The sequence below is a fragment of the Cellulosimicrobium sp. KWT-B genome (assembly GCF_002127155.1).
GTDB lineage: Bacteria > Actinomycetota > Actinomycetes > Actinomycetales > Cellulomonadaceae > Cellulosimicrobium > Cellulosimicrobium funkei.
This window is the reverse complement of the sequence record NZ_NEDO01000002.1, coordinates 1-14,063: the sequence shown is the minus strand read 5'-3', so window position 1 is coordinate 14,063 and position 14,063 is coordinate 1. Positions and strand designations below refer to the sequence as shown.

Below are 14,063 nucleotides of genomic sequence, written 5' to 3'. Positions count from 1 at the left end.
GGCCATGTACTACTCCAGCGGCAACTACGAGGCGTTCGCGCGGCCGCGCAGGCCGGAGCGGACGGACCGGCTCGGGTCCGTCCACCTGGTGGGAGCGGGCCTCGCGTCGCTCTCCGCGGCGGGCTTCCTCGTCCGCGACGGCCAGGTGCCGGGGGAGAAGATCACCGTCTACGAGCGGCTCCGGCTCCCCGGCGGCGCGCTCGACGGCATCAAGGAGCCGCGGCGCGGGTTCGTGATCCGTGGCGGGCGCGAGCTCGAGGACCACATGGAGTGCCTGTGGGACCTGTTCCGCTCCGTCCCGTCGATCGAGACCGAGGGCGTCTCGGTCCTCGACGAGTTCTACTGGCTCAACAAGGACGACCCGAACTTCTCGCTCCAGCGCGTCACCGAGGACCGCGGGAAGGACGCGCACTTCGACAACCTGTTCCGCCTCGACGAGAAGGCGCAGAAGGAGATCACGAAGATCTTCCTCGCGCGCCGCGAGGACATGGAGGGGAAGTCGATCGAGGACGTCATGTCGCGGCACTTCCTCGACAGCCAGTTCTGGCTCTACTGGCGCACGATGTTCGCGTTCCAGGAATGGCACAGCGCGCTCGAGTTCAAGCTCTACCTGCACCGGTTCATCCACCACGTCGGCGGACTGCCCGACCTCTCGGCGCTCAAGTTCACCAAGTACAACCAGTACGAGTCGATGGTGCTGCCGCTCACGCGCTGGCTCATGGACCAGGGCGTGACGTTCCGGTTCCACGTCGAGGTCACCGACGTCGACTTCGACCTCGCCCCGGACCGCAAGGTCGCCACGCGGCTGCACCTGCTGGACCACGCGGCGGCCCACGAGTCCGGCGGGGCCGCCGTCGAGCGGACGATCGACCTCGGCGAGGACGACCTCGTCATCGCGACCATCGGCTCGCTCACCGAGAACTCCGACAACGGCGACCAGCACACGCCCGCGCGCCTCGACACGGGGCCCGCGCCCGCGTGGGACCTGTGGCGGCGCGTCGCGGCCAAGGACCCGTCGTTCGGCCGGCCCGACGTCTTCAGCACCGACATCCCGCTCACCAAGTGGCAGTCCGCGACCGTCACGACGCTCGACCGGCGCATCCCCGAGCACATCGAGCGCATCTGTCGGCGTGACCCGTTCAGCGGGAAGGTCGTCACGGGCGGCATCGTCACCGCGCGCGACTCGGCGTGGCTGATGAGCTGGACCGTCAACCGGCAGCCGCACTTCAAGGCGCAGTCGCCCGACGAGATCGTCGTGTGGGTCTACGGCCTGTTCGTGGACACCCCGGGCGACTACGTGAAGAAGTCGCTCCAGGAGTGCACGGGCGAGGAGATCACGCAGGAGTGGCTCTACCACCTCGGGGTGCCGGAGGCCGACATCCCGACCCTCGCCGCCGAGGCCGCGAGCTGCGTGCCCGTGATGATGCCGTACGTCACGGCGTTCTTCATGCCCCGGCACGCGGGCGACCGGCCCCAGGTCGTGCCCGACGGCGCCCGCAACTTCGCGTTCATCGGCCAGTTCGCCGAGACCACCCGGGACACGATCTTCACCACCGAGTACTCCGTGCGCACCGGCATGGAGGCGGCCTACCAGCTGCTCGACCTGGAGCGCGGCGTGCCCGAGGTCTTCAACAGCACGTACGACGTCCGCAAGCTGCTCGCCGCGGTGAGCGCCCTGCGCGACGGCGAGGAGCTCGACATCCCCGGGCCGCGGGTCCTGCGCGACCGGCTCCAGAAGAAGGTGGACGCCACCGAGATCGGCGAGCTCCTCGCCGAGTTCAGCCTCCTGTCCCACGACGAGTAGCGGCACGCACCGCGTCGGCGAGCCGGGCGACGGCGTCGTCGACCCGGGCGTCGGCGAGGTTGCCGTACCCGAGCACGAGGGTCGTCGACCGCTCGGCGGGGCGCACCTGGTAGCGGCGCAGGTCGACGACGGTCACCTCGCGCCGCGCGGCCTCGCGCACGACGTGCGCGGCGTCGGGCGCGGGGTCGTCCGGCGAGCCCGGCAGGGACAGCAGCGCGTGCATCCCCGCCGCGATGCCGCGCACCGCGGCGCCGGGCAGCTCGCGGGCGAGGGCGTCGAGCACGGCGTCGCGACGGCGGCGGTAGCGCCCGCGCGCGGCGCGCAGGTGCCGGTCGTAGCCGCCGGACGCGACGAGCCGCGCGAACGTGAGCTGGTCGACGGTGGACGGGGCCGCCGTCGGGCCGTGCGGTGCGGCAGCGCGCGCGACGGACTCGCGCCAGCGCGCGGGCACGACCATCCACCCGACGCCGAACGCGGGGCTCATCGTCTTGCTCACCGAGCCGAGCAGCACGACCCGGTCGGGGTCGAGCTGCTGGAGCGCGGCGACGGGCCGGCGGTCGTACCGGAACTCGGCGTCGTAGTCGTCCTCGACGACGACGCCGTCGACGTCCCGCGCCCAGGCGAGGACGGCCTCGCGCCGCTCGGGTGCGAGCGCGGAGCCGGTGGGGAACTGGTGCGCGGGCGTGAGGAGCGCGGCCCGCGCGCCCGTCCGTCGGGACGCGTCGACGAGCGCGCCGACGTCCGCGCCCCCGGCGTCCACGGGGACCGGGACGGGGGTGAGACCGGCGCGCGCCGCGACGTCCCGCAGCACCGACCAGCTCGGGTCCTCGACGAGCAGGTGCGTGTGGCCCGCCTCGACGAGCGCGGCGGCGACGCGCGCCATGCCGTCCGTCGCGCCGCGCGTCAGCACGACGGCGTCGTCCGGCCCCGTGACGACGCGCGCCCGGCGCAGGTGGCCGGCGACGACGGCGCGCGCGTGCGGGTGCCCGGCGGGGGAGGGCTGCCCGAGGTCGTCGTTCGACGCCGTCCCGCCGGACGTGCCGAGCGCCTCGCGCGCCGCGCGGAGCCACGCGTCGCGCGGGACGTGCCGGAGATCGGGGACACCCGGCGCGAGGTCGAACCGGGCGCGCGCGGCGTGGGTCCTGCCGGTGTCGGTCCGCCCGGCGTCCACGACGGCGCGCGCGGGTCTACCGTCCGCCGCTCGTTCCTCGCGGCTCCCGTCAGGCCCGCCACGACCCGCGCGCACCGTCGTTCCCGCCGGGCTCGTGGGCCGCTCGCCCAGCGCACTCGTTCCCCTCGGGCTCGTCGATCGGGCGCCGGCTGCGGCGGAGACGCGGGTCGCGGAGCCGGTGCGCGCCTCGAGGAAGCCCTCCGCGACGAGCTGGCCGTACGCCTCGGTGACGACCCACCGCGACACCCCGAGCGACTCGGCGAGCTGTCGGCTCGGCGGCAGCGCTGCGCCGACGGGGACGCGGCCGGCGTGCACGGCGTCGCGGACCGCGCGCTCGAGCCGCTCGACGCGCGACCCCGGCCCCGCGCCCAGGTCGAGCAGGGCCTCCCAGGCGAGCGCCGCCGTCGTCCCCGGAGGCGCCGCTCGGGAGGAATTGGTCTGGTCCACGGCCATGGCATCGGACCGTACACCCGTGCCGATGCCTCCCTAGCGTGGAGCACGTCACCGAGACCACGGGTCCACCACGGACCGCTCGGACCGCCGACAGACCCAGGGAGACCACCATGCGGTACCGCACCATCGGCGACGGGCGCACCTCCTTCGAGGTGTCGACCCTGTGCCTCGGCACGATGAACATGGGCACGCTCGTCGACGAAGAGACGTCGTTCGCGATCCTCGACCGCTACCGCGAGGCGGGCGGCACGTTCCTCGACACCGCGAACAACTACAGCTTCTGGGCCGACGGCCACGGCCGCGACAGCGAGGACCTGCTCGGCCGCTGGCTCGCGAGCCGGGGCGCGCGCGACGAGGTCCGGATCGCGACGAAGCTCGGCGCGGCCAAGAAGGACCCGGCCCTGCCGCTGCAGAACGTCGAGCCGACGAACTTCCAGGGGCTCGGCGCTGATGTCGTCGCGGACGAGGCGCACGAGAGCCTGCGTCACCTCGGGGTCGACCACCTGGACGTCCTGTACGGGCACGTCGACGACCACGGGACGCCGCTCGCCGAGACCGTCGGCGCGTTCGGCAAGCTCCAGGCGGAGGGCGTCGTCGGCATCACGGGCATCTCGAACGTCGCGCTGTGGCGCGTCGTCGAGGCGCGCGAGGAGGCGATGCGCCAGGGCGTCGCGCCCTACGGGCTCGTCCAGCAGAACTACACCTACGCCTACCCGACGCCCGAGACGGGCCGGCACAACTGGGCGTCGTACGAGCTGCTCGACTACGCGGCGTCCACGGGCGTCGAGGGCCGCCCGCCGCTCGCCGTCACGGCCTACTCGCCGATCCTCCAGGGCGCGTACGTGCGCCGGGACAAGCCGCTCTGGGACGGGTTCGACCACCCGACCACGCGCGAGCGCATCCGCCTCCTGCACGAGGTCGCGGGCGAGCTCGGCGCGACGCCGAACCAGGTCGCGCTCGCGTGGCTCCTCGGCGGCGAGCACCCGGTGGTCCCGGTCGTCGGGCCCAGCACGGTCGAGCAGCTCGACGACCTGCTCGGCGCGGCCGACCTCGAGCTCGACCCCGAGCTGCGCGCGCGCCTCGACGCGGCGTGAGCCGGCCGAGCGGCCCGGTCCGGCGCACCGACGTCGGGCCGGGCTGCCACGATGGGCCGATGCCCACCACGACCGTCGCGCGCATCCGGCCCGACGACTGGCGCGAGCTGCGGGACGTCCGCCTGCGCGCGCTCGCCGACGCCCCGTCCGCGTTCGGCTCGACGCTCGCGCGCGAGGCCGCCTTCCCCGACGGCGTGTGGCGCGAGCGCGCGGCGCAGGGCCGCACGCTCCTCGCGCGGACGGCCCTCGACGACGGCCGTCTGGCCGACGGCGACCCGGCCGGGGGCGACCGGTCGCCGGGTCCCGTGGTCGGGATCGCCGCGGTCGTCCCGTCGTCCGACGACGCGACCGTCGCCGAGCTCGTGTCGGTGTGGGTCGAGCCCGGCGCGCGGGGGAGCGGCGTGGCGGCGTCGCTCCTGGCGCGCGCCGACGACCTCGCGGCCGGGCTCGGCGCGCGCACGCTCGCGCTCTGGGTCACCGCGACCAACGCCCCCGCGCTCCGGCTCTACGAGCGCGCGGGCTTCGCGCCGACCGGCGACACCCAGCCCCTCCCGAGCGACCCCCGCCTCGTCGAGCTGCGGATGACGCGGCGCGTCGCCGGGTAGGGTGCGGGGACCTGATCCCGGACCGTGCCGAGGGGGCCACGTGGAGTTCCAGGACGTCGTCCGACGCCGGCGCATGGTGCGCCGGTTCACCGACGAGCCGGTCGACCCGGACGCCGTCGACCGCCTGGTGCGCAACGCCGTCCGCGCGCCGAGCGCGGGGTTCGCGCAGGGGTGGTCGTTCCTCGTGCTCACGGAGCCCGACGACGTCGCGCGCTTCTGGTCCGCGACCTCGCCGGAGCAGCCCGAGCGGAGCATGAGCGCGTGGCTCGCCGGGATGCGCACCGCGCCCGTGCTCGTCGTGGTCCTCACGTCGAAGGACGTCTACCTCGACCGGTACGCCGAGGACGACAAGGGCTGGGCGGACCGCGACGAGAACCGCTGGGCCGTGCCGTACTGGCACGTCGACGCCGGGATGGCGGCGCTGCTCATGCTCCAGACCGTCGTCGACGAGGGGCTCGGCGCGTGCTTCTTCGGCGTCGCGCCGGGCGAGGTCGGGCGCCTGCGCGCGGCGTTCGGCATCCCGGACGCGTACGCGCCGACGGGGGTCGTCGCCGTCGGGCACCCCGCCGACCGGGCGGCCACGGGCTCGCCGCGCCGTCGCGCGCGCAAGCCGCTCGACGACGTCGTGCACCGCGGCCGCTGGGGAGGCCGGTCGTGACGGGCTCGCGGGCGGGGGCGCTCGCCGTCGGGCTCGCGCTCGCCGTCCTCGGCGCGGGAGCGTGCACGGGGAGCGCGACGCCCGAGGACCCGACGGGCGTGGCGTCCGCGACGCGGACGGACCGGCCGCCCGCCGAGGTCCCGGCCGACGACCCGACCGCCTCGGGCGACCCGGAGCGGCCTCCGGGTGGCTCCGACGAGCCGACGGCGGGCGCCTCCGCCGGGCCGGGGGAGGCGCCCACGGCCGCTCCGCCCGAGGTCACGATCCTCGGCGGCGCGGCGGGCGCGACACCGCTCGTCGCGCGGTCCGGGTGGCAGGTCGTCGGTGCGAGCGGCGCGTGCGTGCTGTCGTCACGTGCCGCGGCGGACCCGGTGGCACCGACGGCGGGCCCGCGCGACGCGTCCGCCGCCCTCCTCGCGGAGACGGTCGCCGCGGACGGCGGTGACCTCACGGCTCCCCGCGACGTCCTGCTGCCCCTCCTCGCCGACGGCGTGACCCGCCAGGGGGTGAACGCCGCGGCCCAGGACTGGACGGTGGCGACCCCGCGCGGCGAGGTGCGGGTGCGCGGGGCGGCGCGCGTCGTGAGCGTGCCGACGTTCGAGGGCGACGCGTCGACGCAGTCCGTGGTGCTCGCGCTGGACTGCGCCGGGCCGCTCGACGAGGGCGCGTGGCAGCGCCTCCTCGCCGACGTGCGGGCCGGCCTCGCGGCGCCCGCCGAGGAGCTCGCTACCTGGCCGTCGTAGCGGGGCGGCGGGTGCCGGGTCAGGCGTCGTGGTCGCGCAGCGCCGGGACGTGCAGCCCGACCGCGGCCCGCACGGGCGGGGCCAGCTCGCCCCAGTCCTCCAGCGTGTCCAGGTCCACGGCGGTCCCGGGTCGCTGCACGACGACGGCCCGCAGCCCGAGCCGCTCGGCCTCCGCGACGTGCGCCGCGCGGCTGCCCGTCCCGAACTGAAGACGGAACCCCTCGCCCCGGGCACCGTCGTCGGGCCGAGCACGAGGTTCCCGGCGTTCTGCGCCGCTTCCCGACAGCAAGGTCGTGCTCGACGGCGCGGAAGCCGGGTGGTCGAGGACGAGCAGGTTCGTGCCCGCGCCGACCCGGTCCGTCGCGACGACGACGGGGGCCTCCTCGGCGAGCAGCGCCGCGACGTCCGCGGTCGTGAGCGCCGGGAGGTCGGCGTGCGCCACGAGGAGCCGCACCGGGCCCCGGGCCGCCGCGCCCTCCGCCGCTAGCTCCCGGCCCAGCTCCACCGCCGCGTCCAGACCGGGCCGGTCCGCGGGCTGGAGCACGATGCGCAGGCGGTCGGCGTCGGCGGTCAGCAGGGGCAGGTCGTCGGACCCGGCGTGCGCCGCGTCGGCGGACTCGTCCACCACGACGTCCCGCAGCGCCCGCCACGTGAACCGCGGGTCGGACGTCACGACGACCACGCGCTCGACGCCGTCGCTCGCGAGCAGCGTCCCCACGACGTGCCGCGCGAGCACGCCGATCAGCCTGCTGCGCGACGCGGGGTCGAGCACGTGCGCGAGCCGCGACTTCCCCGACGACCCGTCGCGCAGCGGCACGACCGCCACGACGCGCGCCGGGCCCGGGGCACCCGGGCGAGGGCCGCCGTCGGGCAGCACGAGGTCACCCACGCGCGATCCCCGCCGTCCGCAGCAGCGTGCGCGCCAGGCGCTCGCGGCCCTCGGCGCCGCCCATGACCGTGTCCGTCACGACGACGTCCATCCCGAGCTCGCGGACGGCGTCGGCGAGGTGCGCGTCGTGGTCGTCGATGACCATGACGTCGACCAGGCCCACGTAGAGGCGCGCGACGCCGAGCGCGGAGACCTCGTGCCCGAGCGTCGTGAGGATCTGCGCCGCCGGGCCCTTGAGCGCGCGACCGCCCACGATCGGGCTCACCGCGACGCGCCGCGCCGACGTCCCGGCGAGCGCCTCCCGCACGCCCGCGACGCCCAGCACCGGCTCCACCGACAGGAACGGGTTCGACGGCGCGACCACGACGACGTCGGCGCCGGTCACCGCGTCGAGCACGCCGGGCGCCGGGCGCGCGGCGTCGATGCCGTCGTAGACGAGACCGAGCACGTCGTCCGCGTGCCGACGGCCCACGAAGTACTCCTGGAACCCGAGGCGCCCGGCGGGCGTGTCGACGAGCGTCGCGACGCGGTCGTCGGTGACGGGCAGCACGCGCGCCCGGACGCCGAGCGCGGACGTGAGCTGCGCGGTGACGTCGGACAGCGGCGCGCCCGCGCGCAGCCGGGCCGTCCGCACGACGTGCGTCGCGAGGTCGCGGTCGCCGAGCGTGAACCACGTGTCCTCGCCGAGCCGGCCCATCGCCTCCAGAGCCGCGTACGTCTCCCCGACGACGCCCCAGCCGCGCTCCTCATCCGCGAGCCCGGCGAGCGTGTACGTCACGGTGTCGAGGTCGGGCGAGATCCACAGCCCGTGCAGCTCGACGTCGTCCGCGACGTTGACGACGACCGTGAGGTCCGTCCCCGCGAGGTCCAGACCGTGCGCGAGGCGGGCCCCGCCGACCCCGCCCGCGAGCACGGTGACGCGGTCGGTGCGGTGTTCTGCTGTCACGACGACGAGCCTACGTCGGAGCACGGTCCCCTCGGGGAGCGCCCGGTGCCCCGGCCCGTGACGCGGCGCCGTGCCACGATGGACCCATGGCCGTCTTCGCCTTCTCCGTCGCCCCGCTCGGTGCCGGCGAGTCCGTCGCGGACTCCGTCGCCGAGGCCGTCCGCATCGTCCGCGAGTCGGGCCTGCCGAACCGCACCACGTCGATGTTCACCGAGATCGAGGGTGACTGGGACGTCGTCATGCCCGTGATCCAGCGCGCGACCGAGGCCGTCGGCGCGGGCGGTCACCGCGTGTCGCTGGTCCTCAAGGCCGACATCCGCCCGGGTCGCACGGGCGAGCTCACGGGCAAGGTCGAGCGCGTCGAGGAGCGGCTCGCGGCCGAGTCGGAGGACACCGGGCACGCCTGACCAGGCGGGTGACGCCCGGGCCGGAGGGCGGGGCCGGACGGCCCTTGCGCACCGGTTCGCCCGCTTCGAGGGACTTGACCCGCCCCCGTAGGCTATGGCGCATACGCCCCCGCCCAGGTCGCGTTTCCGCAGCTGCAGGAGAACCCCCGATGCCCCTCTTCGAGGTGGACGCCGAGCGTCCCGTACTGGTCCAGCCGCCCCAGCAGGCAGGAGCATTCGGGACGGACGCGCAGCGGGTGGTGGACGGCAACCTCGAGGGACTGCTGGGCGAGCAGATCTTCCCGGTCGCGCACGGCACGTCCGACGACGAGCCGCACCTCCTCGCGCTCGACGCGGCGGGGCTCCCGGTCGTCATCGAGGTCACGGCCGAGCTCACCGAGGAGGCCCTGACCGCGGCGCTCAACCACGCGGGCCGCGCCGGTCGCCTCACGCGCGCCGAGCTCGCCGCGCGCTACACGGGCGGCGCGTCGCGCTTCCAGCAGGACGTCGCCGCGTTCTACGACAACGTGCCCCTCACGCGCTCGCAGGCGACCGCGCGCGCCACGGGCGCGCGCCTCATCGTCATCTGCTCGAGCGCCGCGCCCGCCATCCAGGACGCGCTCGACTTCCTGCGCCAGCCGGGCTCGCCGGTCGCGGTGCTGCGCCTCGGCGTGGTCCACGGGGCCGACGGCCGCCGCTTCGTCGACGTGTCCCCGCTCGCGATGTCGCGCGACAACCCCGCGCCACCCGCGGCACCCGAGCCCCCACGGGGCCGTGCCGTCGCCCCCGGCTCCGACTTCGCGGACGGCGTCGCCGTGGGCCGAGCCCTGACCGGCAAGTTTCCCGTGGTGACGCGTCAGGCCGCGAAGTCCCGGGCGGAACGTCGCCGGGCCGCCGAGCTGGAGCCCCGCACCACCTACGGCGTCGCGCCGTCGTCGGCCGACGAGACGGGCCAGCTCGCCCCGCTCACCGCGTCGGGCGAGCCGCGCCGCGCCGAGCCGCCCGTGCTCGACTTCGTGCCCCTGGACGACCCGCTCACCGCGCGCACGGCGCCCGAGCCCGCGCCGACGGCCTGGGCCGACCGCCGCCCGGTCGAGAGCGCCGACGAGGCACCGGCCCCGCGCACCTCGATCCTCACGCGCGAGTCGATCCGTACCCGGGAGTCGATCCGGACGCGCGAGTCGTACCTCACGCACGAGTACGGCGACCAGCGCAGCCCGGCGCAGGAGCGCCCGTACGACCCGCTGTCGTACCACCCGCCCGTCGACCTCGGCACGGGGCCGGACCTCCCGTCGCCGAGCCGCGACGTCGCGCCGGTGCCGTCCCCGCCCGCGGCCGACCTGCCGCTCGGCCCCGAGGACGACCCGGACCTCGTCGCGCTCGCCCGCGCGTTCGGCGCCCCGCGCCAGCTCGTGTGGTCGCGGCCCCGGCGCGGGCAGCGCTTCGAGGCGGTGCTCCAGCCCGACGGCTTCATCGAGCTGTCCGACGGCGCCCGGTTCCGCCACCCGGACCTCGCCGCGGTCGCGGTCTCCGGCACCCACACCGCCGACGGCTGGAGCGTCTGGCGCCTGGGCACCGACGACGGCCCCACGCTCACCGACGCCTTCCGCGAGCACACCGCCTGAGCCCGCCGGCCGGGACCGCGCCCGGCGTGAGACGGGAGAAGTGGCCCCTGGCGGACTCGCCGCGGGGGCCACTTCTCGCATCTCGTGCTGGCGACGAGACCGTCCGCCGGGTGACCCGGGGCTGGAGGGCCGGGCCGAAGCGCTCCCGTGCTCAGTCGGTCGTCCGCACCATGGTCCGGATCCCGACGGCGAGCCCGACGGCGGCCGTCACGACGGCGGCGACCCACCCCCACGCGACGGTGGAGGCCGTGAGGTCGCCCGCGAAGAGCGCCCGCTCGGCGTCGACCACGTAGCGCAGCGGGTTGACGTCGGACGCGACCTGCATCCAGCGGGGTCCGGTCTCGAGCGGCAGGAGCATGCCGGACAGGATCATGAGCGGGAAGACGAGCGTCTGCTGCACGACCCAGAACATCCAGTCCTGCTTGCGGACGGCGAGCGCGAGCGCGTAGCTGAGGGAGCCGATCCCCACGCCGAAGACGGCGAGCAGCACCAGCCCCACGACGGCGCCGGCGGGGTGCAGCTCGAAGCCGAACGGCAGCATGACGAGCACCACGACGACGGACTGCGCGACGATCGGGACCATCTCCTTGAGCGCGCGCCCGACGAGGAGCGACGCGCGCGACAGCGGCGCGACGAGCATCCGCTCGTGCGCCCCCGTCTGCAGCTCGACGAGGAGGTTCGCACCCGTCGTGGACGTCCCGAACAGCGTCGTCATGACGAGGATCGACGGCACGAACCACTGCCAGACGTTGCCGCCCAGGACCTCCTGGCCGGTCGTCGTGCCGCCGAGCGACCCGACGAGGAGCGGTCCGAACAGCGCGAGGAAGACGATCGGCTGGACGAGCCCGAAGAGCACGGAGAACGGGTCGTGCAGCACGGGCCGCAGCTCGCGCACGAGCACGATGCCGGTGTCGCGGGCGAACGCGGCGAGGCCGCGGCGTGGGGCGTGCGCGCGGCTCGGTGCCGTGCGCGGCGTGGTCGGGGTCGTGGTGACGGTGCTCATGCTGCGGTCCTCTCGGTGGGGTGGGCGTCGGCGCCCGTGGTGGCGCCCGCCTCGCGCAGGCTGCGCCCGGTGAGGGCGAGGAAGACGTCGTCGAGCGTGGGCCGGCGCACCTGGGCGGTGTCGACGGCGATACCGGCGGCGTCCGCCGCGCGCAGCAGCCGGGGCAGGTAGGCGTCGCCCCGCTCGGCGCGGACCTCGAGCGCGGGTGCACTGCCGGGCCGGGCTTCCGGCCCGGTGTCGGGCCCGGCATCGGGCCCGACGGCGCCCGCGTCCTCGGGCGTGCGGGCCACCTCGCGGAAGCCCTCGACGCGGCGGGCCAGCGCGGTGAGGTGGGTGACTTCGTCGTGCGCGCGCCCGCCCGACGGCGCGAGCGTCACGAGGACGCGGTCCCCGGCGAGCTCGGCCTTGAGGTTGGCGGCCGTGTCGTCGGCGATGACGCGCCCGTGGTCGACGACGACGACGCGCTCGGCCATGGTGTCGGCCTCGTCGAGGTAGTGCGTCGTGAGGACGATCGTCATGGGCTCGCCCGTCGTCGCGCGGGAGTCGTCGCGCATCCGCAGGACGTGCTCCCACAGGTTCGCGCGGTTGTGCGGGTCGAGACCCGTGGACGGCTCGTCGAGGAAGAGGAGCGACGGCGCGTGCACCAGACCCATCGCGACGTCGAGCCGACGGCGCTGCCCGCCGGAGAGGTCGGACACCTTGCGCGTGCGGTGCGCCGTGAGCTCGAGGGAGTCGAGCAGCTCGTCGGCGCGTCGCCGGGCGGACCGGCGGTCCAGCCCGTGGATGCGGCCCTGGCTCGCGAGCTCGTCGACGGCCCGCTGCGCGTGCCCGGCCCCGTTGCCCTGCCCGACGTACCCGATGCGGTGGCGGACGGCGTCGGGCGCGGCGACGACGTCGTGTCCCGCGACGGTGGCGGTGCCCGACGTCGGCCGGGTCAGCGTGGTGAGCATGCGCAGGGTGGTCGTCTTGCCGGCCCCGTTGGGGCCGAGGACGGCGACGAGCTCGCCCGGCGCGACGTCGAGGTCGATGCCCCGCACGGCGTGCACGGTGCGGCTCTCGTCCCGCCCGACGGCGAAGTCCTTGGTCAGTGCTCTGGTCCGGATCACGGTGCTCCTCCTGGGGTGCGGTGCGTGCGTCGGGAACGACTCTGCTCCGGGTAGCGGACAGGTCCGGTCCTCTACCTTGTGCGACGCTGGAGCCATGCTCGAGACCTCGGGACGACTGCTGCGGCTGCTCTCGCTGCTCCAGGCGCGCCGCGACTGGCCGGGGGCCACGCTCGCGGAGCGCCTGGAGGTCAGCCCGCGCACCGTGCGGCGCGACGTCGACCGGCTGCGCACGCTGGGCTACCCGGTGCGCGCGACCAAGGGCCCCGACGGCGGGTACCGGCTCGACGCCGGGGCGGACGTGCCGCCGCTCCTGTTCGACGACGAGCAGGCCGTCGCCGTCGCGGTCGCCCTCCGCACGGGCGCGCTGCCCGGGGTCGAGGACGCCGCGGCCCGGGCGCTCGCGACCATCCGGCAGGTGATGCCCGCGCGGCTGCGGACGCGCATCGACGCACTGGAGGTGACCGCCGTGCCGGGGCGCCGGGAGCAGGAGCTCCCCACCGTGCGTCCCGACGTGCTCGTCGCCGTCGGGACGGCGGCGACCGAACGGCGCTTGCTCCGGTTCGACTACGACGGCGGCACCGGTGAGGTGCTGCGCGCGCCGGGGGCTCCGGAGGGCGCGGGGTTCCGCGCCCCGCGGCGCGCGGAGCCGCACCACCTCGCGACATGGGGTGGGCGGTGGTACGTCGTGGCGTGGGACCTCGATCGGGAGGACTGGCGCACGTTCCGGGTCGACCGGATGGTCCCGCGCGAGGGCACGGGGGCACGGTTCGCGCCGCGCGCGCTGCCGGCGCCCGACGTCGCGACGTTCGTCGTGGAGCGGTTCGCCACCACCAGCTACCCGGTGCGCGGCACCGTCGAGCTCCACGCGGACGCCGCGACGGTGGCGCGCTGGGCGGGCGCGGACGCGGTCGTCGAGCCGGCGGGGGAGGGGCGGTGCCGCCTGACGACGGGCTCCTGGTCCTGGGGCGGGCTCGCGGCCCGGTGCGCGATGTTCGACGTGCCGTTCGACGTCGTCGGGCCGCCCGAGCTGCGCGACGCCGTGCGCGTGCTGGGGGAGCGCGCGCGAGCGGCGGCGAGGGGTGAGACGGGTCACGAGGGAGCGAGTTGACCTCCTGGCCCGCGACCCCGTAATGTTCTCGAGGTCGCCCGGCAGGGAGGAACAGACACCACGGCACAGCTCTTCGGAGCAGATGCGAAGTGGCTGGTCCCCCGGGCGAAACTCCCACCAGATTTCTCGGAGCACAGTGCTGCGCCGTGAGTGCGGTGGGGGTGTCTGGATCAGGTACATTTCTGAACGGAAATCCGGTTTTCACCGGTCCGGGACGAACGGCCGGGTCTGGTAGGATTCAGAACGAAGGAAGCGCCCCGCGCAAGGGCCTCGGGAACGAGGTCGGAGGCGGTGTGTGTCGGTTGTTTGAGAACTCAACAGTGTGCTTGTTAGTCAATGCCAAATTTTTTGTCCCTGTGGCATGGCTGGCCTGGTTGCCCGTCGGGTGGTTGGGTTGGTTGTGTCTGGGATTCCTTTGGTTGATTTCGGAAGATGATGTCATCTTTCGTGTTGATGCCAGTTTTGTGAACCC

The 14,063-nt window shown here is 75.3% G+C and carries 13 protein-coding genes; 8 read left to right on the top strand and 5 right to left on the bottom strand.

The window, feature by feature from the left end; translation table 11 throughout:
• Positions 1-4: 4 nt before the first annotated feature.
• A complete protein-coding gene (locus B9L22_RS06265; protein WP_021481608.1) occupies positions 5-1,804 on the top strand; it encodes an oleate hydratase in 1,800 nt (599 codons plus the stop codon).
• Here B9L22_RS06265 and B9L22_RS06260 read toward each other — a convergent pair.
• On the bottom strand, positions 1,779-3,428 hold the full coding sequence (locus B9L22_RS06260) for a PLP-dependent aminotransferase family protein (protein ID WP_086149724.1): 1,650 nt from the start codon (positions 3,426-3,428) through the stop codon (positions 1,779-1,781). The genes B9L22_RS06265 and B9L22_RS06260 overlap by 26 nt on opposite strands.
• 110 nt (positions 3,429-3,538) lie before the next feature.
• Here B9L22_RS06260 and B9L22_RS06255 point away from each other — a divergent pair, with 110 nt between their 5' ends.
• From B9L22_RS06255 to B9L22_RS06240, 4 genes are read left to right on the top strand one after another with little or no spacing between them, the layout of a single operon-like run.
• Positions 3,539-4,522: an aldo/keto reductase gene (locus tag B9L22_RS06255; protein ID WP_086149723.1), complete on the top strand. Its 984-nt coding sequence runs from the start codon at positions 3,539-3,541 to the stop codon at positions 4,520-4,522.
• A gap of 59 nt (positions 4,523-4,581) precedes the next feature.
• Positions 4,582-5,127: a GNAT family N-acetyltransferase gene (locus B9L22_RS06250; protein WP_086149722.1), complete on the top strand. Its 546-nt coding sequence runs from the start codon at positions 4,582-4,584 to the stop codon at positions 5,125-5,127.
• A 40-nt stretch (positions 5,128-5,167) separates the two neighbouring features.
• Positions 5,168-5,785, top strand: coding sequence for a nitroreductase family protein (locus B9L22_RS06245; protein ID WP_086149721.1), 618 nt, complete (start codon positions 5,168-5,170; stop codon positions 5,783-5,785).
• Positions 5,782-6,528, top strand: a complete 747-nt coding sequence (locus tag B9L22_RS06240; protein WP_086149720.1) for a hypothetical protein — start codon at positions 5,782-5,784, stop codon at positions 6,526-6,528. The genes B9L22_RS06245 and B9L22_RS06240 overlap by 4 nt, the downstream gene beginning before the upstream one ends.
• A 19-nt stretch (positions 6,529-6,547) precedes the next feature.
• Here B9L22_RS06240 and B9L22_RS06235 read toward each other — a convergent pair whose 3' ends face one another.
• Positions 6,548-7,417, bottom strand: coding sequence for a 2-phospho-L-lactate guanylyltransferase (locus B9L22_RS06235; RefSeq protein WP_233139830.1), 870 nt, complete (start codon positions 7,415-7,417; stop codon positions 6,548-6,550).
• A complete protein-coding gene (gene cofD, locus B9L22_RS06230) occupies positions 7,410-8,363 on the bottom strand; it encodes a 2-phospho-L-lactate transferase (protein ID WP_086149719.1) in 954 nt (317 codons plus the stop codon). Before cofD ends, B9L22_RS06235 begins: the two co-directional genes overlap by 8 nt.
• A gap of 86 nt (positions 8,364-8,449) precedes the next feature.
• Here cofD and B9L22_RS06225 point away from each other — a divergent pair, with 86 nt between their 5' ends.
• Both B9L22_RS06225 and B9L22_RS06220 read left to right on the top strand, forming a co-directional pair.
• Positions 8,450-8,770, top strand: a complete 321-nt coding sequence (locus tag B9L22_RS06225) for an MTH1187 family thiamine-binding protein (RefSeq protein ID WP_021483491.1) — start codon at positions 8,450-8,452, stop codon at positions 8,768-8,770.
• Positions 8,771-8,919: 149 nt separating this feature from the next.
• Positions 8,920-10,374 (top strand): hypothetical protein, encoded by a 1,455-nt coding sequence (locus B9L22_RS06220; protein ID WP_143317124.1) that lies wholly within the window; start codon positions 8,920-8,922, stop codon positions 10,372-10,374.
• 151 nt (positions 10,375-10,525) lie between these two features.
• On the opposite strand, the gene B9L22_RS06215 is transcribed toward B9L22_RS06220, so the two are convergent.
• The gene (locus B9L22_RS06215) at positions 10,526-11,377 is read right to left on the bottom strand and encodes an ABC transporter permease (protein ID WP_086149717.1); all 852 of its coding nucleotides are present in this window, start codon (positions 11,375-11,377) and stop codon (positions 10,526-10,528) included.
• On the bottom strand, positions 11,374-12,483 hold the full coding sequence (locus B9L22_RS06210) for an ATP-binding cassette domain-containing protein (protein ID WP_086149716.1): 1,110 nt from the start codon (positions 12,481-12,483) through the stop codon (positions 11,374-11,376). Before B9L22_RS06210 ends, B9L22_RS06215 begins: the two co-directional genes overlap by 4 nt.
• A gap of 94 nt (positions 12,484-12,577) precedes the next feature.
• Between B9L22_RS06210 and B9L22_RS06205 the strand changes: the two genes are divergently transcribed.
• Positions 12,578-13,591 carry a YafY family protein gene (locus B9L22_RS06205; RefSeq protein ID WP_086149715.1) on the top strand — a complete coding sequence of 338 codons (1,014 nt, stop codon included), beginning with the start codon at positions 12,578-12,580 and terminating at the stop codon, positions 13,589-13,591.
• The last annotated feature ends 472 nt before the right edge of the window (positions 13,592-14,063 follow it).

Excerpts from the sequence above, each read along its gene's own strand:
- B9L22_RS06215 (WP_086149717.1), bottom strand. The coding sequence starts at position 11,377 with ATGAGCACCGTCACCACGACCCCGACCACGCCGCGCACGGCACCGAGC.
- B9L22_RS06225 (WP_021483491.1), top strand. The coding sequence starts at position 8,450 with ATGGCCGTCTTCGCCTTCTCCGTCGCCCCGCTCGGTGCCGGCGAGTCC.
- B9L22_RS06250 (WP_086149722.1), top strand. The coding sequence starts at position 4,582 with ATGCCCACCACGACCGTCGCGCGCATCCGGCCCGACGACTGGCGCGAG.
- B9L22_RS06205 (WP_086149715.1), top strand. The coding sequence starts at position 12,578 with ATGCTCGAGACCTCGGGACGACTGCTGCGGCTGCTCTCGCTGCTCCAG.
- B9L22_RS06265 (WP_021481608.1), top strand. The coding sequence starts at position 5 with ATGTACTACTCCAGCGGCAACTACGAGGCGTTCGCGCGGCCGCGCAGG.
- B9L22_RS06220 (WP_143317124.1), top strand. The coding sequence starts at position 8,920 with ATGCCCCTCTTCGAGGTGGACGCCGAGCGTCCCGTACTGGTCCAGCCG.
- B9L22_RS06260 (WP_086149724.1), bottom strand. The coding sequence starts at position 3,428 with ATGGCCGTGGACCAGACCAATTCCTCCCGAGCGGCGCCTCCGGGGACG.
- B9L22_RS06255 (WP_086149723.1), top strand. The coding sequence starts at position 3,539 with ATGCGGTACCGCACCATCGGCGACGGGCGCACCTCCTTCGAGGTGTCG.